The organism is Pseudoxanthobacter sp. M-2 (genome assembly GCF_046156265.1).
Taxonomy (GTDB): domain Bacteria; phylum Pseudomonadota; class Alphaproteobacteria; order Rhizobiales; family Segnochrobactraceae; genus CAMDHY01.
This window is the reverse complement of sequence record NZ_JAWDIR010000043.1, coordinates 373,096-392,961: the sequence shown is the minus strand read 5'-3', so window position 1 is coordinate 392,961 and position 19,866 is coordinate 373,096. Positions and strand designations below refer to the sequence as shown.

The window sequence follows — 19,866 nt, the reverse complement described above, 5'->3', positions numbered from 1 at the left end:
CTGTCACTGGAACGCCTCCGCCGGGACGACGCCCTTGAACCAGCTGCGGTCGCTGCGGACCGCCATGAATGCGAACCCCGCTCCCTGATAGGTTCGGTCCGGCACGATCCATAGGTCCGCATGCGCGTCGTAGAAGGCGCCGTGATCGGGGCCGAAGCAGCCCTCCAGGAACCGCTCCATCGGGATGGCCCGCAGGCCGTCCTCAATCCTGCGTGCATCCTCGACGCTGACGCCGTGGCGGCGTGCGAATTCGCAGAGGCTCGCCTCCTGTTCTTCGGGGCTCCTGGGATCGACGGAGGGTCTGCGTGGCCGCGGCGTTGTCATGACAGGATTACGAGCCCCCATTCCGCCCGCGTGATCGCGGTGTAGAGCCAGCGATTGCGGTCGATGGCGCTGTGTCCGTAACCGTCGTCGACCACCACGACGGTGGGGTACTGGTCGCCTTGGGCCTTGTGACAGGTGATCGCGTAGCCCCAGGTCGTCTCGATCAGGCCGCGTCGCACTTGCCGTTCGCGGCGGCTGCGCTCGGGATCGAAGGCCACATGATCTGCGTACTCGCCGCGCCAGAAGTTCTGCCGGCCGGCGATGCTCGTGCCGTCCTCGGTCTCGACTGCCGCACTGAAGGCGAACGTGTCGCGTGGGTCCTGCCGCACGTCGGTGAGCGTCAGGAACATGCCGTTGACGAGGCCGAGATCGTGCCGGTTCTTCAGGCAGATGATCTTCTCGCCGGCGCCACTCGGATAGTCCGCCGTGAAGCCTGCCGCGCGCTTCATCGCGGTGTTGAGCCAGCGGCGCGTCGCGTTCTTGCCGCAGATCACCTGGCCGCCCTGTAGCATCTGTGCAGGCCCGACATCGTGCCGCGACATCTTCCAGACGTGGGCGTCGTAGGCGCCGTGCGGGATCGGCAGTCCTTCGCGGGCCATCGTCGCCAACCGCAGGATGGCGCTGTCGCCGGCCTGCCGGTGGATTTCGGTCAGCATCACGTCGGGCACGGCCTGGATGAAGAAGCCCGTGTCCTTGACTGGGGGCAACTGGCCGGGATCGCCGATCACCAGGATCGGCTTGCCGAAGGCGAGCAGGTCGTGCGCCATCTCGGCACCGACCATCGAGACCTCGTCGAGGACGAGAAGGTCCGCATCGCGCAGGATCGACTGCTCGTTGAGCAGGTACCTCGGCTCGTGGATGTCCTGGAGACGCAGCTCGAGCTGTGCGATCAAAGTCAGCGCGAACTGTCGTTCCGCGGGTCCCATGCGCGGCAGATCGCGGCGGAGCGCGGCGAGGTCTGTGGTGACGCGTTCGATCTCCTCGGGGGTCGCCTCCGAGACGCGGTAGATCAGGCTGTGGATGGTCTGAGCCGGCGTACCTTTGCGCGCCATCACGTAGGCGGCCTTGCCGGTGAAGGCGGCGAACAGCACGCCACCGAGGCCGCCCGGCGTCATCGGTTCGAGCCCCAGCGCCTCGATGGCGAGCGCGGTGATTGTGGTCTTGCCCGTCCCGGCGTAGCCGAACAGGCGGAAGATCTGCTGGCTGTGCCGCCGCGTCCGATACCAGTCTCGGATGGCGGCGATCGCCTGACTTTGCGCGTCCGACAGGGCGATGGTCATGCCCGATCCCCCCAGCAGCGAGTGGCGTAGGGGCAGAACCGGCAGAGGAAGAAGTCCGAGCTGCTTGCGATGCGCGGCAACAGATCGCCGGCGTCGGCGGCAAGCAGCACGTCGACAGCCTTGTCCGACAGCGCCTGTGCAGTGGCGGGATCGAACGGCACATGCTCGTGGTAGAGCTCGCAGGTGTCCTTATTCAGCGCGGTGAAGAGCGCAGATCCGAGGCCCATGTAGGCCATGTAGATCTGCATCTGGCCGAAGTAGACAGGCTTCGAGGCTTGCACGCCCTTGCGGGCCGTGTCCGACCAGGACGATGCCTTCAGCGCCTTGTGCTCCCAGAGCACCGGCCAGGCGAGACCGATATCCGGACCGCCGACGATCACGCCGTCGATGTGTCCGCGGATGCGGCCGCCGGCTGTCTCGAAGCCGAACTGTCCGCCCTGCGGCGTGTGGGTGCGGAGGTCGAAGCCGGCCTGACGCAGCCAGCGGATCGCCAGGTCCTCGAAGACGTGCCCGGCCGCGAAGATGCGGAGCGTGCGGCCTTCGATCTCCTTGCCGGGGTCGGGCGGCGTGTGGAAAACCTCGTAGATGAGGCGCCGCGAGCAGGGCTCGCCGATGCGGCTCGCACCGAGATATGCGCGTGGTCGCTGGCCACCCCGCTCGAATGTGAGCGCCGCGTCGATGACCCCATTGATGCGCACGCCGAGCGGCGGCGGCGCATCGGTGGGACGGCCATAGTTGAACCCTGATCCGTGATTGAGATCGATCAGCACCGGCGTTCCCTCAAAACGGCACGCTGCCGGCGTCAGACTGGCGCTGCATGGCGGCCTGGAAGCCGTCGATGCAGGCCTCGATGACGCGGTCGATGTCCTCGGCCGGCCGATCGGCGAAGGGCTCCAGCAAGCCCATCTCCGTCAGTGCCTCGGCGAGCGAACGGCGGGCCTCGCGGATGGCGCGGGCCTCCATGTCGGTCTTGTCGATCACGCCGAGGTTCCTCCAGGCGTTGGCCGAGCCCGCCGTCAGGCAGGCCATGGAGCAGAAGCGGTGGAAGGGATGGCGCTGCCAGCGAAGGCCATGGCAGTAGCCAAAGCCGCGAGCCTCCCGGCCGCAGAGGGAGCAGGGCACGAGCCGGGCGAGCTCGGCCGTGGTCAGCCGAGCAGCAGGAGGTCCAGCGCCTCGCGTTCCTGACGGCTGGCGGCGGCGGTCCGGCGCTCTGATGCCAGCACGATGAATCGGCTGATGGCGTTCGATGCCATGCATTCGAGATCCCGCCGCGTCAGGCTGGCGATGGGCCGGTCGAGCCGTCCGCGGCCCTCCAACCAGCCGCCCATCGCCAGCGCCGCCTCCGTCGTCACGTGCGCCTGCCATTCATCCGCGGTCACGGGTTCAGCCAGGCCGGACCGGCAGCGGGCTTCGCGGCAGGCGGGGGCGAAGTCGGCGCAGGCTGCGCGGCTACAGCCTGCGTGCCCCAGACAGGCGCTGCTGGCGCGGAGGGCCCCTGCGACTGGCCCCACGCCGGAGCGAGGGGCAGGGCGAGCGCGGCGGCAGCGGGTCGGGGCTTCGCCGAGGGCTGCGGGGGCACTGCCTCGCCCGACATCACCTTCTTCCACTCGGGCGCGGTCGGCAGCACCACGTGCTCGAGCTTGTTCGCGTCCTTGTAGGAGGGGTTCTTGCTCGCCTCGATCTGGATCTTGGCAACGAAGCTGATGCCGTCGAGATCGGCGAGCCCGCGCAGCACTCGCTTGGCCTTGGCGGCGTCGCTCATGTCGTCGGGGTTCAACCCGAGCGCACTGTCGATCATCGCGCGGAAGGTCGACTTCGAGATCTTCCAGCCGATCGACTGACCCTGCTCGTCGAGTTTGCCGCCCTGGACCGTGAAGTTTTGCCAGAACTTCCGGCGCGCGTATTGCCCCTCCGCGACGGTGAACTCGGCATCGAGCATCCGGACGTCGCTGGCAGGCTGGCTCGAGAGTTTGAGAAGGCCGCGGTCGACCTCGCTCATGCCGTCGGTGCCGCCTTTGCGCAGCGTCATCACCACTTTGGCGAAGGTGCCATCGGGGATCAGGTCGCCGGACTGCTGAGGCTGAGCGTCGTTCATGTCGAAGGTCATAACGTGGATCCTCTCAGGTTGATCTTTGCGAGCAGGGCTCCGAGGTCCGGCGGCTCGAGCACGTCGAGGCGGCCACTGCGGTCCTTGGCGGGCAGGCCGAACGGATTGCCGGACTGGCAGACGAGGTGGCGGGCGCAGCCCTTGTCGGGGTCGTGACGCCAAGTCGGCGGCGCGTCGGGGCCAGCGCCGGCCTCCGGGCTGAACAGGCTCATTGTGAGCACCTGGTCGACGATCCCCGGCAGCTCCCGCGCGACCTTCCCGCCGTCCATCTGCGGCTGCCAGGTCACCCGGTTCATGTCGTCGGTGACCTTTTCGAGGATGCCGACGAAGATGACGGTGCGCCCGGGCGCATGCTGCAGGTGCTTCAGGAGCCCGATGACCTCCCGCGCCAGCAGCCCGTAGGCACCGCGGGTGTCTGGCTTGCCGGTCCGCTCGGACAGCGCCTCTGGACGGCTCTTCGCCCAGGCCATCGCCTGTCGCGTCAGATCGGTGATGCTGTCGACGAAAATGATGCGCTTGGCGTCGAGCCGTTCGGCCAACTCGGGATGCTGAGCGCGCAGATGCGCGTGGTGCGCTTCCGAGAAGTGCTCCTCGGGCTGGGCGGCAGGGTTGGCGCCGCCGATCAGGCAGGCGATGTCGACGGCATCGCTGAAGCGTCGTATCGGAATGCTGTCGCCCTGCCAGTCCTGGACCGACTTCAGGCCCGCTTCCAGATCGATGCAGACCGTCTCGCCGGGCGGCAGGGTCTTCAACAAAGTGGTCTTGCCCGATCCGGACGGCCCAAACAGTGCCATCGTTGTCTTGCCCTGCGCCTCGCGCAGCCGGTCGTCGGCGGAGATGATGCGCAGGCTCATCGATCGCTCCCTTGCGGGAGGATCTCGATCTTCAGCGCGCCGGTCCGCACGGTGCGGGCTGGCTCGAAAGTGGTGCGGATGGCATCGGGCCAGGCGGCGTACTTCCGCTCCGGCACCTTGAAGGCGATGTCGACGTACTCCGCCGGATCCTCGCCGGCGGCGCGGATGCGCTCGACCACGGCGGCGAGCCGGTCCTGGTCCCAATCGACCCGCTTCGGCAGATCGGTAACGATGGTGAACTCGCCCTCGTCGAAGCGGACCGTGCCGGTGTCCTTGGCATGTGCCTGACGCATTTCGGCGGCGCGGGCGGCGAAGCGGGCTTCCAGCGCGCTGTCGAGCCGGGCCTTCGAAGCCTTGGTCTGCGTCAGACGCTCGTCGACGTCATGCTGCAGGCTCGCGAGCAGATCGATCGGCAGTCGGGCGATCTCCTGCAGGGCAAGCCCTGGCAGATCGTCGACGGTGGGCACGTTCGAGGGGAACGGCATCGGAGTGGCTCCGCGATAGGAAAATTGAGGTAGCGGTGTGCTCGCTACGCTGCTGCGGCGAGATCAGGTTGACCCGAGGCGGCGACGAGCCGTGCGAGCGCAGCCGGCGCATGGGCCGGTTTGCGACGGGCCACGGCGAGATAGGCGAAGCGGTCGGGCTCAAGCCGCAATTGCACGAGGTGAACGAGGTCCGCCTCGAAGGCGGAGAGCGCCGCCTGTGCGAGGCCGAGGAGCCGCTGGCGGTCCGGCTCGCCGAACCGAGAGATCCCCGGGCCGATGTCGATGCCGAGGAAGCCACGGTGATAGACGAATGTCTCGCCGACATTGGCCTGAGCGACCCAGGCGAGGAACGCGAGGTCGTTCACCGGCTCGCCGACATACGGAACGGGATGACCCTGCATCGGATCGATCTGCAGCCTCGCCATCTCAGGAGGCCTTCCTGAGGGCCGTGCCCTGCTGGGTGCTCTGGCAGACACGGCCGCGCTCGTAGGCCTCGACGGCGTCTAGCTGATAGACGACCCGGCCGCCGAGCTTGACGAAGGCAGGGCCCTGTCCCGCCCAGCGCCAGCGCTCCAGCGTGCGCGGAGAGATCTTCCAGCGGTTGGCGAGCTCGATCTGGTTGAGGTGAATGGGAAGCATGGTCATGCCGCTTTCCTATTGGGGCTGCAGCGGGACGGATCGGCTTCCATCTCGGCGATGAAGGCCAGCACCTTGTCGACCGTCGCCAACGTCGGCGAGCGGCCCCGCCTGAGGTTGAGGACGAAGGTCGGATCGCCTGTGGCCTGCCGGCCAAACTCGGTGGGCTTGAACTCGGAGGCTGCCAGGAACGCCTCTACCCGCTCTCGGAACTGGCTACTGATCGTCGACATCGAGGGTTCCTGTGGCCGCCCGTCTGATAGGATCAGTTAACGCCTGGTCCTCCCATTGCGTCAAACAGAAAAAGTTGCTAATTGCCTATCTCCAACAGGAGCAGGGACAGCGACCGATGAATCTCGATCCCATCCGACTGAAGGTGCTGGCGCTGGTCCGCGACCGCGGGACCAATCTAAAGAACGCATCGATCGCGATCGGCAGGAATGACGCCTACCTGCACCAGTTCGTGATGCGGGGAACGCCGAGGGTTCTAGCCGAGGACGATCGTCGCAAGCTTGCGGCGCACCTCGGCTGCGACGAGAGCGAACTGCGCCACGATGCGGTGCCACCGCGGAAGCGGCGCCGTAAGCCGCCGGCGGCTGAGCGGTCGAGCGATCTGGCACCCGTCGGCAGCTTGACGGCCGGCGGCGTTCCCGCTGGCTTCGGACGCGTGGCCGAAATCGACGTGCGCGCTTCAGCCGGGCCCGGCGCCATCCACGAGGGCCTTGAGGAGGTCAAGCAGGTCTGGTTCTTCCCCGAAGGGATGATCCGTCACGAATTCCGGGCACGAACGGCAGACCTGCGCATCATCACCATCGACGGCGACTCCATGGAGCCGTTGCTCGCTAGCGGCGATCGGGTGCTGATCGACATCAGCCAGCAGATCCCGGTGCCGCCCGGCATCTTCGTGATCTGGGACGGGATGGGGCTCGTGGCCAAGCGCATCGAGCACGAGCCGAACTCCGATCCGCCGATGGTGGTGATCAGGTCGGTAAACCCCGAGTACAAGACCTACGAGCGGAGCGCCGAGGAGGTTCATGTCGTTGGGCGCGTGGTGTGGACTTCGCGGCGGCTGTAGATGGGTGGCTGAGGACACCATGACAGAGCAGCACACTTTGGCCGATCGCCTGCGCGCCCGAGCGCGGCAACTCGGCCTGGCGCCTGCCCATGTTGCCACGATGGCGGGCGTGAATCGCTCGTTCGTCTACGACATCCTCCGAGGCCGCTCCGCCCGACCCAGCATCGACCGGCTGGCGGACGTCGCACTGGTCCTGAAGGTGGACCGCGATTGGCTGATCCATGGCATCGGCGCGGTCCAGGGCACGTCCCCATTCGTGGAGAATCCCGACGACGCTTTCATGGCGATCCTTTTCGCCACTGCGCGGGCGCCGACGGAAGGAAGGGCAGTCTGGGCCGGCGAAGGCGAAGCGTCCCGCCAGGACTATCACTTCCGCCGGTCGTGGATTCGCAACACGCTGAAGACGAGCCCGTCGCAACTGCGCATCATGCACGTCAAAGGGGACAGCATGGTGCCGACGCTGCTGAGCGGTGATGCCGTCCTCGTCGACATGAATCTCCGCAGCCCAAACCCACCCGGGATCTTCGTCCTCGACGACGGGATCGGTCTGGTCGCAAAGCGTCTCGAGCACATCGCGAACAGCGATCCGCCAGCCATCCGGGTCATCTCCGACAACAAGCACTATCCCGAGTACGAGCGTACGGCCGACGAGATCCACATCGTCGGCCGCATCCGGTGGTTCGCACGGGAGATTTGACGGTGGGCAACGCCGGGGCACGGAGTATTCGGAGTCGCATCCGAAACCACGAATGATTAGCGGACCGAACACGAGCCGAATTCGGATCCGCCGATGGTGGTGATCAGGTCGGTGAACCCCGAGTACAAGGCTTGTGAGCGCAGCGCTGAGGAGGTGCACGTCATGGGGCGCGTGGTGTGGACGTCGAGGCGGCTGTGATGTCGCGTTGATGTGAGGAGCCATCGATAAGCAACGGCGCCGGCGCGTGGGGAGCAGTGGATAACCCTCCGTTCGCTAGCTGTCTTGCTCCGACTAAACCCTCGGCCTCTCACCGGTCTTTGGCGAACATAACGCAGACCTTCTCCTATTTTCTCAGCAGAGCACGTCACAAGGACTTCAGAGAACAAAGTCGGACCCTGTGAGGTTGACGAGACCCGTGAGCTGGATGCGGAAGTCGGCGATTCCGTCGCCGTTGACGTCACCGTCGACGAAGGTCTTGTCCAGCTGGGTGCCGGGCAGGTCGTTCTGCGTGAAGCGCAGCTGTCCCTTCACGCCGGAGAACGCCGTGTTGCCGATGAAGCTGAAGGCGGTGTTGCCCGGCGCGCTGCCGTTGGCGTCGATGGTGGAAAGGTCGATGTCGTCCACCAGGTGGACGAAGTCGCGGATGATGTCGCGATCCGCCCCGAGCCCGATCTCGGAGACGTCGTTGTAGTCAAAGACGTCGCCACCGGCGCCGCCGGTCATCTTGTCGGCGCCCTGGCCGCCGCGCAGGATGTCGTTGCCGCCGCCACCGTCGAGGTCGTCCTTGCCGGAAAAGCCCGACAGCGTGTTCTTGCCGGCGTTGCCGGTCATCTTGTTGTCCAGGGCGCTGCCGGTGCCGTCGAGATTGGCATTGCCGAGCAGGATCAGGTTCTCGATGCCGACAAAGTTCGTCAGGGTTCGGTCGATCGTCGAGGTGATGGTGTCGACGCCCGCGTCGTCTTGCAGCGTGTTCGCGGTAGCTTCGGTATTGAAGAAGAAGCTTCCGAGCACGTAGGTGTCGTGGCCGACGCCACCCTTCAGCGTCTCGACACCGCCGGTAGCGACCAGCGTGTCGTTTCCGTCGAGCCCCTTCAGGGTATTCTTGCCGGAGTTGCCGATGAGGACGTTGTCGAGCGCATTGCCGGTGCCGTCGATGTTGGCGTTGCCGAGCAGCGTCAGGTTCTCGATGTTCCAGGAAGGCAGCAGCGTGCGGTTGATGCTCGACGTAACGAGATCGGTCCCGCCGCTGTCGACGCTGATGTAGATCGGGCCAGTGGTATTGGCACCGAGAACATAGGTGTCGTCCCCGCCCCCTCCGGTGAGATGATCGCCGTGCCCGGCAATCAGCACGTCGTCGCCCGCTTCGCCTGACAGCGCATCGCTGGCCGAGTCCGACGAGCCGATGAGGGTATCCGCCCCCGCCCCGCCGAACAGGTCGTCTATCCCCGCGGCGCCGTCGAGAGTGTTGTTGCCGGTGTTCCCCCAGATGTAGTTGTTGGCCCCGTTGCCGAAGCCATTGATAGTCGCACTCCCCGTCAGCACGAGATACTCGATTGCCGTGAACGACGTGAGCGATCGTGTGATCGAGGATGCGACGGTATCCGTCCCGCTGGTGTCGTGGATGAAGTCGTTGTCGGCACCGAGTTCGTAATCGTCGTTGCCGCCACCACCGAAGAGCGAATCGAGACCGTCTTTTCCGCTGAGAAAGTTGTGGCCGGAGTTGCCGGTGATCACGTTGTCGAGCGCGTTGCCGGTGCCGCTGACGGACGAGCCACCGACCAGCGTCAGGTTCTCGATGTGCGCATACCCTGCGAGACTGCGGCCGCCGGCGGAGGTGATCGTGTCCGTGCCACCCCCGGCCGCCTCCACCACAACGTCGAACTGGTCGGAGAGCACATAGGTGTCGTTGCCGAGTCCGCCGATCAGCGTGTCGGTGTTGGAGTAGTTGTCGATGCCTCCGTAGAGGACGTTGTTGCCGGCATTGCCTGTGATGGTGTTGGAGAGTGCGTTGCCGGTGCCGTCGATGTTGCCGACGCCCAGCAGCGTCAGGTTCTCGACGGTGCCGTGCGGCGCGAGCGAGCGGCTGATCGTCGATGTGATCGTGTCGATGCCGCCGGTGTCGAAGGTGGCGTCGTTGCCGTTGCCGAGGACGTAGGTGTCCTTGCCGTCGCCGCCTTCGAGCGTATCGGTGCCGGCGCCGCCGTCGAGGACGTTCTGGCCGTCGTTGCCGACGATCCGGTTGGCCGCACCGTTGCCGGTGCCGTTGATGTGGGCGGAGCCGAGCAGCGTCAGGTTCTCGACGTCCGTGTAGGAGACGAGCGAGCGCGTGATCGTCGAGGTGATGGTGTCGGTACCACCGCCGACAAACTCGATCACGACGTCGTTGCCCGCCCCGAGCATATAGGTGTCGTTGCCCTGCCCGCCGGCGAGGAAGTCCGTGACGGCATCCACGCCGCCGTCGAGGACGTTCTTCCCGGAATTGCCGCTGATGGTGTTGGCGAGCGCGTTGCCGGTGCCGTCGATGTTGGCGTTGCCGAGCAGGTTCAGCACTTCGATGCTGCCGTGCGGCGCCAGCGAGCGGCTGATCGTCGAGGTGATCGTGTCGGTGCCGCCGGTGTCGGACGTCACGTCGTCGCCGTCGTTGCCGAGCACGTAGGTGTCGTTGCCGAGGCCGCCGAACAGCGAATCGGTGCCACCGGCGCCGTCGAGAATGTTCTTGCCGGCGTTTCCGGTGATCGCGTTGTCGAGGCCGTTGCCAGTGCCGTTGATGTTGCCGTTGCCGAGCAAGGTCAGCCGCTCGACGTGTGCGTAGGGCGCGAGCGAGCGCGTGATCGTCGACGTGATGGTGTCGATGCCGCTGTTGAAGCTCTCGACGACCAGGTCCTGCGCGTTGCCGAGCACGTAGGTGTCGCCGCCATTGTCGCCCTGCAGCGTGTCGACGCCGGCACCGCCGTCGAGGATGTTCGCTCCGTTGTTGCCCTTGATCAGGTTGTCGAGCCCGTTGCCGGTCGCATCGAGGTTGAGGTTGCCGTCGAGCAGGATGTTCTCGACACCGACGTAGCCGGCGATCGAAACGCTGACGGTGTTCGAGATGGCGCGGTCCAGCCCGGACGTATCGACAACGGTGTCGAGGGCGTCGTCGACGAAGGTGATGAAGTAACTGTCGTCTCCAGCGCCACCGTACAGGCTGTCGGCGCCCTCGAAGCCAACCAGGGCGTTGTCGCCGGAATTTCCGGTGATGACGTTGTCGAGCGCGTTGCCGTAGCCGGCGACGTCGTCATTGCCGTCGAGGATCAGGTTCTCGATCGTGGGCTTCTGCTCGAGCGTCGCCCCTTCCACCGACCTCACCGTGTCGATACCGCCGGCGTCGATGATCGTGTCGCTGTCGTCGTCTGGACTGAGAACGTACGTGTCGTCGCCGAGACCGCCGTCGAGGGTGTCGTCGCCGAGGCCGCCCGTCAGTTCGTTGTCGCCGGCGTTGCCGGTGATGGTGTTGTCGAGGTCGTTGCCGGTGCCGTCGATGTCGGCGGTGCCGAGCAGCGTCAGGTTCTCGATGCCCGCGAAGAAGGCGATGCTGCGGTCGCCGGTCGACGTGACGGTGTCGAGGCCGCTCGTGTCGGTGCAGACGCCGCCATAGTTGGAGCCGAGTTCGTAGAGGTCGTCGCCGGCGCCGCCCTGCAGCGTGTCGGCGACGTTGTCGTTGCCGCCCCTCAGCGTGTCGTCGCCGTCGCCGCCGATCACGGTGTCGGAGCCGAGGCCGCCGTCGAGGACGTTTTCGCCGCTGTTGCCGGTGATGACGTTGTCGAGGTTGTTGCCTGTCCCGTCGATGTTGCCGGCGCCCTCTAGCGTCAGGTTTTCGACCTGGGAGAACGAGGCCAGCGTGCGGGTGATCGTCGACGTCACCGTGTCCGTGCCGCCGCCGGCTCCCTCGGCGACGGTGTCGCTGTCGGCGCCGAGGACATAGGTGTCGTCGCCGGCCCCGCCGATCAGGATGTCGTTGCCGCCGCCCCCGTCGAGGACGTTGTCGCCGGAATTGCCCTGAAGGAGGTTGACCAGCGCATTGCCGGTCGCGTCGACGTCGGCGTTGCCGAGCAGCGTCAGGTTTTCGATCGTCGCGAATCCGGCGAGCGAGCGCGAGATCGTCGAGGTGACCGTGTCGAGGCCGGCGCTGTCGAGGATGACGATCGCGGCGGTGTTGGCCGCCAGCACGTAGGTGTCGCCGCCCGCCCCGCCGTCGAGCGTGTCGGCCCCGACCGCGCCCACCAGCGTGTCGGCGCCGTCGCGGGCGGTGAGCCTGTCGTCGCCCGCGCCGCCGTCGAGATGATCGGCGAGCAGCCCGGCGGTGAACACATCGGCCCCGGTGTTGCCGACATAGTTGAACGAATCCGTGCCGAACAGCAGGGCGTCAAGCGCAGCTGTGTCGTTCGCTATCATCGCCGCATAGAGGGCTGCGGCATCGATGTTGAGGCCGGTGACGGTCGCGCGGACGATGCCGTCTGCCGCAGAGGTGATGACGAAGCCGGTGATCGTGCCCGACACAACGCCGCCGAACGGGTTGAACACGAGGTTGCCACTGGCGGAGAGCAGCGTGATTTCGGTGGCGCTGCCGAGCGTCAGATTCGGATCGAGCGCGACGAACTGGGTCGGCGCATTGTCGAGCGGATCGATCACCCCGTCGCGCAGGAAGTCGACGAGCTTCAGGTCGCTGCCGGTCGGCGACGGCGAGGTGACGGTGACGACGATCGCCATTGCGCTTACCGATCCTTCTTTTGAGCACTCCGGCGAAAGCCAGTATGCCGTGGGTTGCATTCAAGGCGACGACCTACACACGGGAAAGCACGACCCCCGGGCTACTGAAGCTGCCCTGCCGGGGGCCATTCCGCTTAAGTCTGAAGAAAAGTGCCACCCGCCGCTGTCAGCGGGCGGAGTGATCCACTCATCTTCTGATGGCATCGAACGGCGCGCTCAGTCGAACCCCGTGACAATGATAGCCCTCGTACGAGTGCAAAGATATGACTCGTCACACTGCCTCTTCTCGCGCATCGTCTGTCTACATTGCCAGCGCCGCCTTTAGCGCACCATTTGCAGGACGAGGAGAATATTTAAGGCGCCGCCCTCGAAGACATCGATCTGATCCATGTCTTCCCGGTGTCGCATGATCCATGATCGTAGGCGATGCATGAAATATCACCAATACGATGGGTGTACAATTTCGATTTTTTCTGAATGATTGCGCAGAGATACGGAGCGCCAGCGATTGTACTTGTGGCGACAAGATAGATGGGTAGCGTTTCGTTCATGCGAAACGTCTCCGATCCCTTTACCGCACCAGGGCCGAATGCACTTCGCCCTGACCTGATGAGCGACGCCGAGCGGCTCGACGAGGCCGCCGGGCTCCTCGCGCTCGCCGTCGTCCGTCTGCGCCGGCGCCGCGACGGTGTGTCCGCGGCTCGCTCTCGCGACGGTGGAGAGAGTTGCCTTCACTTCCTCCCCGACCAGAGCGGTCATGTCGATCCGCAGTCGACGGAGACCGAAGATGAGTGACCCCGTGCTGGCGCGCCTTGCCGCCATCAAGACCACCCCAACGCCCGAGCTGAAGACGATGTGGCGCGAGCTCTATGGAGTGGACGCGCCGCTCTACAATCGCCGCTACCTCGAAAGCCGCCTGGCGTACCGCATCCAGGAACTCGCCTATGGGGGGCTGAAGCCGGCGACGGTGAAGCGCCTCGATGCACTCGCCCGCAGCGTCGAGAACATGGACCCGAAGACCCGGCGCATCCGCAACGACCGCAAGCCCATCGCCGGCACGCGCCTCCTGCGGGAGTTCCAGGGCGTCGAGCACATCGTGACGGTGACGATCGAGGGCTTCGAGTACCAGGGCCGTCCGTACCGGTCGCTCTCGGCAATCGCCCACGCCATCACCGGCGTGAAATGGAACGGCTGGGTGTTCTTCGGCCTGAAGAGCGCGGGGAGGGGAGCATGACCCGGTTGGCAACGACTGCGCAGCACGCCCGAAAGGTCGTGTCGAAGGTCCGCTGCGCGATCTACACCCGCAAATCGTCCGAGGAAGGCCTCGACATGGAGTTCAACAGCCTCGACGCCCAGCGCGAGGCCTGTGCCGCCTATGTCGTGAGCCAGAAGGCTGAGGGCTGGATCGCCGTTCCCGACCGCTACGACGACGGCGGCATCTCCGGCGGTACGCTCGAGCGCCCGGCACTGAAGCGGCTCATCGCCGACATCGAACTCGGCAAGGTCGACGTCGTGGTGGTCTACAAGATCGACCGGCTGTCGCGCTCACTGATGGATTTTGCCAAGCTGGTCGACGTGTTCGAGGGGCGCGGCGTCACCTTCGTCAGCGTCACCCAGTCGTTCAACACCACCACCTCGATGGGGCGGCTGACGCTGAACGTTCTGCTCTCCTTCGCCCAGTTCGAGCGGGAGGTGATCGGCGAGCGCATCCGCGACAAGGTGGCGGCGTCCCGCAAGAAGGGGATGTGGATGGGCGGCTCGGTGCCGCTCGGCTACCGGGTCGAGAGCCGGAAGCTCCTCATCCACGAGGAGGAGGCGGCGTCCGTCCACCGGATCTTCGACCGCTTCGTGAAGCTCGGCTCGATTATGCTGCTGATGCGGGAACTGGCAGCGGCAGGAATCCGCAGCCGCCGCGGGCATCGCCTCGACAAGGGCTCGCTCTACAAGCTGCTGAACAACCGGGTCTACATCGGCGATGCCGTCCACAAGGGCGTCGCCTATCCCGGCGAGCATCAGGCCATCATCGGCCCCGACCTCTGGAGCCGAGTCCACGCCATCATGGGTGAGAGCCCGCGGACGCGGGCGAACAAGACCCGGCTCTCCGGACCCTCGCTGCTGCGCGGCCTCATCTTCTCGCCGAACGGTGACGCGATGTCGCCGAGCCACACCCGCAAGGGCGATCGGCTCTACCGCTACTACGTCACCCAGTCGGTGCTGAAGCGGGGGCCGGAGACCTGTCCGGTGCGGCGCCTACCGGCGGCGGAGATCGAGGCGGCGGTCGTCGAGCAGCTTCGCGGCCTGCTGCGCGCGCCGGAGCTGATCGTCCGGACGTGGATGGCTGCGAGGGCGCACGACGACCGCATCACCGAGGCGGAGGTCCGCGACGCCTTCGAGCGGCTGGACCCGACCTGGGACGAGCTGTTCCCAGCCGAGCAGGCGCGGGTCGTCCAGCTTTTGGTCGAGCGCGTCGACGTGAAGACCGACGGCATCGCGATCCGGCTCCGCACCGGCGGGCTTACGGCGCTGCTTGCGGAACTGCGGGCGCTTGCGGACCAGCGGGTGGCAGCGTGATGGCGAAGGGCGCAATCCACAACGACGCCGGCTCGCTCACGGTCACCGTGCCGATAACCTTCAGGAAGCGCGGCGGGCGGAAGCACGTCATCTCGCCGTCCGGGGCCGACGCGTGGGCACCGCCGCGGGCACGCGTCGACAATGCCATGGTGAAGGCGCTCGCCCGCGCACACCGCTGGCGGAAGCTGCTCGACGCCGGGCGCTATCAGACCGTTCGTGATCTTGCCGAGTCGGAGAACATCAACCCGTCCTATGTGGCTCGCACTCTGCGTCTGACGCTGCTAGCCCCTGACATTGTGGAGGCGATCCTCGATGGGCGGCACGATCCTGAGCGCGTCACACTCGATCGCCTGATGGAGCCGTTCTCGGTGGTGTGGAGGGAGCAGGATCGTTGACCCAAGCGGGATGGCTGCTTCGCGCCGCCATTTCAGCGGTTCGACTGTGGATCGTGAGACCCAAGAAGCGACTGTTCGATCAGACGCCGTCCCAATGTCCGCGGTTAGAGTGTAACATAAAGCGCGGCGGGCAACCCGCGTTTTTGAACGCGGATACAGTTACTCTTTATTAAACCAAGCGTAGGACGACAAGCTAAATGACCAAGCCCGCAAACCAACAAACGGATGTGCCAACGGTGGAACGTCACTATAATACCCGCAATTTTGGAACAAGGCCCAGCAGCCGCTGACAAGAGAGGTCATCGGTGTCGGACGACCTAGACGATTTCATCCAGCTTGACCGCACCTTCCACGACCTCGCCATGAGCGAGGACGAGGGAGAGAATGTCGAGCTTTTCCGGTTGATGCGTGGAGAAAAGCCCGCGCAATGGGCCGACCTGCTCGCGGAACCCCGCGTCGTGCTGCTGTCCGAGGCAGGATCGGGAAAGACGACGGAAATCAGGCATGTTTGCCGAGGTCTCCGGCAGTGCGGCCAGCGGGCCTTCTTCCTCCGCATCGAGCACTTGGCGATCAATTTCGACGGATCCTTCGAGGAAGGAAGTCCGGAGGAATTCGAAGACTGGATAGCGTCCGGCGAGGATGGCTGGCTACTCCTCGACTCCGTGGACGAAGCCAGGCTGAAGGACCCGAAGGACTTCGAGCGGGCGATCAGGACGATGGGCCGCAAACTGCGCGGCGCCTTGCAGAACGCACACATAGTCATCACGAGCCGGAGCGAAGCTTGGCGACCCAAGACGGATCTCCTTCTCTGCGAGACCCACCTGCCGTGGACCCCGCCGGCGACCGCGCCCGGCGAAGACCAGGAACCGGACGAAGCCGGCACGACCACCACTGGCGCAACGCCTAAGCTGCGCAAGTCAGTCTTTCGAATGGTCGCGCTCGACGATCTCGCTGGCTCGCAAGTCGATCGCTTCGCGGGAGCGAAGGGCGTACTCGACGTTGCCGCCCTGAGAAAGGCGCTGGACCGCGCAGAGGCTTGGTCGTTCACGACCCGGCCGCTGGACCTCGCCGAGACCATTGAGTTCTGGCTCGCGAACGGCCGCGTCGGGTCGCGCCTCGAGCTGCTGCGCGCCAGCATCGAAAAGCGTCTGGAGGAACGGGATCAGGACCGTGCCGACGCCAATCCGATCTCGAAGCAACGCATTCGTGAAGGTGCGCGTCTCGTCGCCGCGGCTTGCACTTTGGCGAAGGAGTCGGCGGTACGCGTCCCCGATGGCCAGAAGAACGTTCGCGGCCTCGACATCAAGCAGGTGCTTGCCGACTGGGACGACGCCGAATGCCGCGCGTTGCTCACTAAACCGATCTTCGACGAGGGTGTTTACGGCACGGTGCGGTTCCTCCACCGCTCGGTCCGTGAGTTCCTGACCGCCGAGTGGCTCCATTCTCTGCTGGTCGACGAAGGCTCCCGAGCGCGCGTGGAAAACTTGTTCTTCAGGCGGCAGTACGGGCTCGAGGTGGTCGTCCCCACGATGCGTCCGGTACTACCGTGGCTGGCGATACTGGACCAGCGGATCCTCGAACGCGTTATGCGCCTAGCCCCCGAGGTCCTCTTCGAGGGCGGGGACCCCGAGCAATTGCCGCTCGAAACCCGGATTCGAATCCTGAGGGAGTCCTGCGAGCAACTTGCTCAGCCCGCACATGGCCGCAGCATCACCGAATATTCGGCCGTGCAACGCTTCGCCAACCCTGATCTCGACGGCATTATCCGAGAGCTCCTCGAGAAGCACAAGGACGATGGCGACATCGTCTGGTTCCTGCTTCGAATGGTCCAACAGGGCGGGATCGCGACGCTCGCCGACAAGGCGAAGCACTTCGCCTTGTCGGCCCGGTCGAAATACACGCGCATCGCCGCCATCCGGGCGACCATAGAGGTGGGGTCGCCTCAAGACGTTGCCGATGTCCGCAAGGCGTTCGTCGGGGAGGCACCGCCGCTACGGCGTAGTTGGCTCGGCGAACTTCTCGAAGGGCTTGGCCACGCGCCAGCCGACGTGGAGTGGCTCCTCGCGGCACTCGAGCTAGCCGGCCCCAAGAAGCAATTCGAGACCGATCAACTCTCCGAAGCGCTCGCCGGATACATCGCGTCACTTCCGCCTGAAGCGTTCGCGCCGTTGCTCGAAGGCGTGGGTAAGCTCCTGAACCGTCGGCCCGTCATAGAGAAGCAGCATTGCGAGATATCCAATAGATACAGCTGGCTTTGTCAGGCCGCCGGTCAGATCATCATGAGGATGATCCGAGGCCGCAATCCGGAGACGCTTAACGAGGCGGCACTGTCGATGCTGCGTAAACTGCCGGTCGCCGAGGACTACGATCGTGGCTTATTTGAAAACATACGCAAGGAGCTACCAGCACTGGTCCGAGGTTGGCCCGAACTAAACAGCGCACTGTTTTGGTACAGCGTAACCGAGGAACGTGCGCGGCGGAAGATCAAGAGTGGCGAGCGGCTCACCGACTACTGGCTCGTGTCGATCTTTGGTTCTTATTGGGCCTTCGACGGCTCGGACTTTGAATATGTGATTGAACAGATCGCAAAGCGGCCGCTAACCGACGACAAGCTGACAGCTCTCTCGCTTGCGGTCGCGCTGTACTGCCAAAACGGCCGGCCGCGTGCTTGGCGGGATCGTCTGAAAAGTACAGCGACCATTGATCCCGAAGTCGAGGCGGAGCTCGGGAAGCTGCTCAATCCACCCAAGGGTGCTACTTCCGGGTTCAAGCGCCAGCAGGCAGCTTGGAAGCGACGGTCCGACCGAGAGGCAGCGAAAAAAGCGAGGGCCAAGGAAATGGCGAAGGCGATCCTCGCGGGTCGCATCGCTACCATCCGGGACTTTGGTCGGCCTGGCTTGGTATCGAACGACCAAGCATATCTTCATGAGAAGATGCGAAGCGGCAATCGCCAGCACAACCGGTGGACCGACGGCAACTGGCGCTCCCTCGTAAAAGACTTCGGCGAGGACCTCGCGCAAGCGTTCCGTGCAGGTGCCATCGGCTATTGGCGACAGAACACGCCTAAGCTACGCTCGGAAGGCGCGGTGGCCAACTCGACGCCATTCAGTACTATTTTTGGGCTCACCGGCCTCGCCATCGAGGCACGGGAGACCGAAGGCTGGCCATCGGCCCTGAGCGAGCAAGAGGCAGAGATCGCCACCCGCTACGCCCTTCAGGAGCTGAACGGCTTTCCGACCTGGCTGCCGCAGCTGAACAAAGCGTTCCCCTCGCAGGTCGTCGATGTCATCCGCAGGGAGATCATGCATGAGCTGTCAACAGAGACGGCTGAAAGCGAAAGCAACTACGCGCTCTACGACGTCAGCTGGAGTGGCGATTGGATATGGGACCAGATCGCGCCGGACCTTTTACCAACGATACGCGCCAAGCGGCCCAACATCAGGAACCTCGGTTACCTGCTGGCGATCATAAACCGCTCGTCGGTGGACGGCGGGACGATCGCCGCGATCGCGTCCCGGAAAGCCAATGCAACGCACAATCTGACTTTCTCCCCGCTCTGGTTCGCAACGTGGGTCGGTATCGATCCCGATGCGGCGATCCCCGCGCTAGCGGCCCGCTTTGCAAGCATGCACGATCCCGCCGAGCAGACGAAGCTGGCGCTTGCCTTCGTCGTGGCCCTGCTCGGCGGCCGCTCGCAAGAAGGACGTGCGCGGCAGGCTTTCCGCACGGTAGAGCACATGAAGTCGCTATACCTCCTCATGGCCCGCTACATACAGCAGAAGGAGGACATCCAACGCGCTGGCACGGGCGTCTATTCGCCAGGTCTGCGAGACGATGCGCAGGACGCGCGCAACGCGCTCATAGCCTTCATCCGCGAGACCCCCGGCAAAGCGGCCTTCCTCGCGCTGCTCGAGATGGCGCGCGCGCATCCCGATCAAGAGAGCAGGCCCTGGATGGGCTTCCACGCGAAGGCGAAGGCTGCGGCGGACGCGGACGTCGACGCATGGACGCCTTCGCAGGTACGCGAATTCGCGAGTTTCCTCGTCGCAACGCCCGCGAACCATCGCGAACTTTGGTATCACGTCGTCGACAAGCTCGACGCGCTAAAGCAAGACCTCGAAAACGGCGACTCCTCGATCGCATCGATCCTACAGGCCGTCGACGAGGAAACAGAGTTCCGGAAGTTCGTCGGCGGATGGTGCCGCGACCGCGCCGCCGGACGCTACGCTGTCCCTCAGGAGGAGGAGCTGGCGGATGCAAAGCGGCCGGATCTCCGCTTCTTCGGGTTCGGCTTCGACGCGCCCGTGCCGGCAGAGCTCAAGATAGCCAACAAGTGGACGGGACCTCATCTTTTCGAACGATTTGAGGTCCAACTCTGCGGTGACTACCTCCGCGACGTCCGGTCAAGCCGCGGCATCTTCCTGTTGGTTTACCTCGGCAATAAGTCTTACTGGGACCTTCCCAATGGCCGGCGGGCCGACACGTTCGAGATGTTGCTCGACGAGCTTCAGCGCCACTGGACTCTCATCTCCAACGACTATCCGAGCGTCGAGGACATCCGCGTCATTGGAATCGACCTAACGCAGCGCGGCATCGGCACGAAAGCGGCCAAGGCTGCAAAAGCTGCCAAGAGTGCAGCGAAGGCATCGGGCAATGTTTCAAAACAAAATGTGGTAATGGAGCTTTGAAAATG

Annotated in this window: 19 protein-coding genes; 7 read left to right on the top strand and 12 right to left on the bottom strand. The window is 65.0% G+C overall.

Annotated features, from left to right (window positions below; genetic code table 11):
• Positions 1 to 3: 3 nt before the first annotated feature.
• The 11 genes from RUR49_RS19495 to RUR49_RS19445 form a co-directional block, all read right to left on the bottom strand.
• On the bottom strand, positions 4 to 324 hold the full coding sequence (locus RUR49_RS19495) for a hypothetical protein (protein ID WP_409148068.1): 321 nt from the start codon (positions 322 to 324) through the stop codon (positions 4 to 6).
• Complete coding sequence (locus RUR49_RS19490; protein WP_409148067.1) at positions 321 to 1,604, bottom strand: ATP-dependent RecD-like DNA helicase; 1,284 nt, start codon at positions 1,602 to 1,604, stop codon at positions 321 to 323. Before RUR49_RS19490 ends, RUR49_RS19495 begins: the two co-directional genes overlap by 4 nt.
• Complete coding sequence (locus RUR49_RS19485) at positions 1,601 to 2,374, bottom strand: hypothetical protein (protein ID WP_409148066.1); 774 nt, start codon at positions 2,372 to 2,374, stop codon at positions 1,601 to 1,603. The genes RUR49_RS19490 and RUR49_RS19485 overlap by 4 nt, the downstream gene beginning before the upstream one ends.
• Before the next feature lie 10 nt (positions 2,375 to 2,384).
• Positions 2,385 to 2,585 (bottom strand): DUF6511 domain-containing protein, encoded by a 201-nt coding sequence (locus tag RUR49_RS19480; RefSeq protein WP_409148065.1) that lies wholly within the window; start codon positions 2,583 to 2,585, stop codon positions 2,385 to 2,387.
• 164 nt (positions 2,586 to 2,749) lie between these two features.
• Positions 2,750 to 2,983: a hypothetical protein gene (locus RUR49_RS19475; protein ID WP_409148064.1), complete on the bottom strand. Its 234-nt coding sequence runs from the start codon at positions 2,981 to 2,983 to the stop codon at positions 2,750 to 2,752.
• Positions 2,980 to 3,711, bottom strand: a complete 732-nt coding sequence (locus tag RUR49_RS19470) for a hypothetical protein (RefSeq protein WP_409148063.1) — start codon at positions 3,709 to 3,711, stop codon at positions 2,980 to 2,982. The genes RUR49_RS19475 and RUR49_RS19470 overlap by 4 nt, the downstream gene beginning before the upstream one ends.
• Positions 3,708 to 4,565: an ATP-binding protein gene (locus tag RUR49_RS19465; RefSeq protein ID WP_409148062.1), complete on the bottom strand. Its 858-nt coding sequence runs from the start codon at positions 4,563 to 4,565 to the stop codon at positions 3,708 to 3,710. The genes RUR49_RS19470 and RUR49_RS19465 overlap by 4 nt, the downstream gene beginning before the upstream one ends.
• Positions 4,562 to 5,032, bottom strand: coding sequence for a hypothetical protein (locus tag RUR49_RS19460; protein ID WP_409148061.1), 471 nt, complete (start codon positions 5,030 to 5,032; stop codon positions 4,562 to 4,564). The genes RUR49_RS19465 and RUR49_RS19460 overlap by 4 nt, the downstream gene beginning before the upstream one ends.
• A gap of 62 nt (positions 5,033 to 5,094) precedes the next feature.
• A complete protein-coding gene (locus RUR49_RS19455; protein ID WP_409148060.1) occupies positions 5,095 to 5,475 on the bottom strand; it encodes a hypothetical protein in 381 nt (126 codons plus the stop codon).
• 1 nt (position 5,476) lies between these two features.
• Positions 5,477 to 5,695 (bottom strand): helix-turn-helix transcriptional regulator, encoded by a 219-nt coding sequence (locus tag RUR49_RS19450; RefSeq protein WP_409148059.1) that lies wholly within the window; start codon positions 5,693 to 5,695, stop codon positions 5,477 to 5,479.
• Complete coding sequence (locus RUR49_RS19445; RefSeq protein WP_409148058.1) at positions 5,692 to 5,919, bottom strand: hypothetical protein; 228 nt, start codon at positions 5,917 to 5,919, stop codon at positions 5,692 to 5,694. The genes RUR49_RS19450 and RUR49_RS19445 overlap by 4 nt, the downstream gene beginning before the upstream one ends.
• A gap of 116 nt (positions 5,920 to 6,035) precedes the next feature.
• On the opposite strand from RUR49_RS19445, the gene RUR49_RS19440 reads away from it, so the two are divergent.
• Positions 6,036 to 6,761, top strand: coding sequence for a helix-turn-helix transcriptional regulator (locus RUR49_RS19440; protein WP_409148057.1), 726 nt, complete (start codon positions 6,036 to 6,038; stop codon positions 6,759 to 6,761).
• A gap of 19 nt (positions 6,762 to 6,780) precedes the next feature.
• A complete protein-coding gene (locus RUR49_RS19435) occupies positions 6,781 to 7,458 on the top strand; it encodes an XRE family transcriptional regulator (protein WP_409148056.1) in 678 nt (225 codons plus the stop codon).
• 375 nt (positions 7,459 to 7,833) lie between these two features.
• Here RUR49_RS19435 and RUR49_RS19430 read toward each other — a convergent pair whose 3' ends face one another.
• A complete protein-coding gene (locus RUR49_RS19430; RefSeq protein WP_409148055.1) occupies positions 7,834 to 12,207 on the bottom strand; it encodes a beta strand repeat-containing protein in 4,374 nt (1,457 codons plus the stop codon).
• Positions 12,208 to 12,816: 609 nt separating this feature from the next.
• On the opposite strand from RUR49_RS19430, the gene RUR49_RS19425 reads away from it, so the two are divergent.
• The 5 genes from RUR49_RS19425 to RUR49_RS19405 all read left to right on the top strand — a co-directional run bounded on the left by RUR49_RS19425 (position 12,817) and on the right by RUR49_RS19405 (position 19,861).
• The gene (locus RUR49_RS19425) at positions 12,817 to 13,002 is read left to right on the top strand and encodes a hypothetical protein (RefSeq protein WP_409148054.1); all 186 of its coding nucleotides are present in this window, start codon (positions 12,817 to 12,819) and stop codon (positions 13,000 to 13,002) included.
• A complete protein-coding gene (locus RUR49_RS19420; RefSeq protein ID WP_409148053.1) occupies positions 12,995 to 13,441 on the top strand; it encodes a DUF2924 domain-containing protein in 447 nt (148 codons plus the stop codon). Before RUR49_RS19425 ends, RUR49_RS19420 begins: the two co-directional genes overlap by 8 nt.
• A complete protein-coding gene (locus RUR49_RS19415; RefSeq protein WP_409148052.1) occupies positions 13,438 to 14,778 on the top strand; it encodes a recombinase family protein in 1,341 nt (446 codons plus the stop codon). The genes RUR49_RS19420 and RUR49_RS19415 overlap by 4 nt, the downstream gene beginning before the upstream one ends.
• Positions 14,778 to 15,173, top strand: a complete 396-nt coding sequence (locus tag RUR49_RS19410; protein WP_409148051.1) for a hypothetical protein — start codon at positions 14,778 to 14,780, stop codon at positions 15,171 to 15,173. The genes RUR49_RS19415 and RUR49_RS19410 overlap by 1 nt, the downstream gene beginning before the upstream one ends.
• A 305-nt stretch (positions 15,174 to 15,478) precedes the next feature.
• Positions 15,479 to 19,861 carry an NACHT domain-containing protein gene (locus RUR49_RS19405; RefSeq protein ID WP_409148050.1) on the top strand — a complete coding sequence of 1,461 codons (4,383 nt, stop codon included), beginning with the start codon at positions 15,479 to 15,481 and terminating at the stop codon, positions 19,859 to 19,861.
• The last annotated feature ends 5 nt before the right edge of the window (positions 19,862 to 19,866 follow it).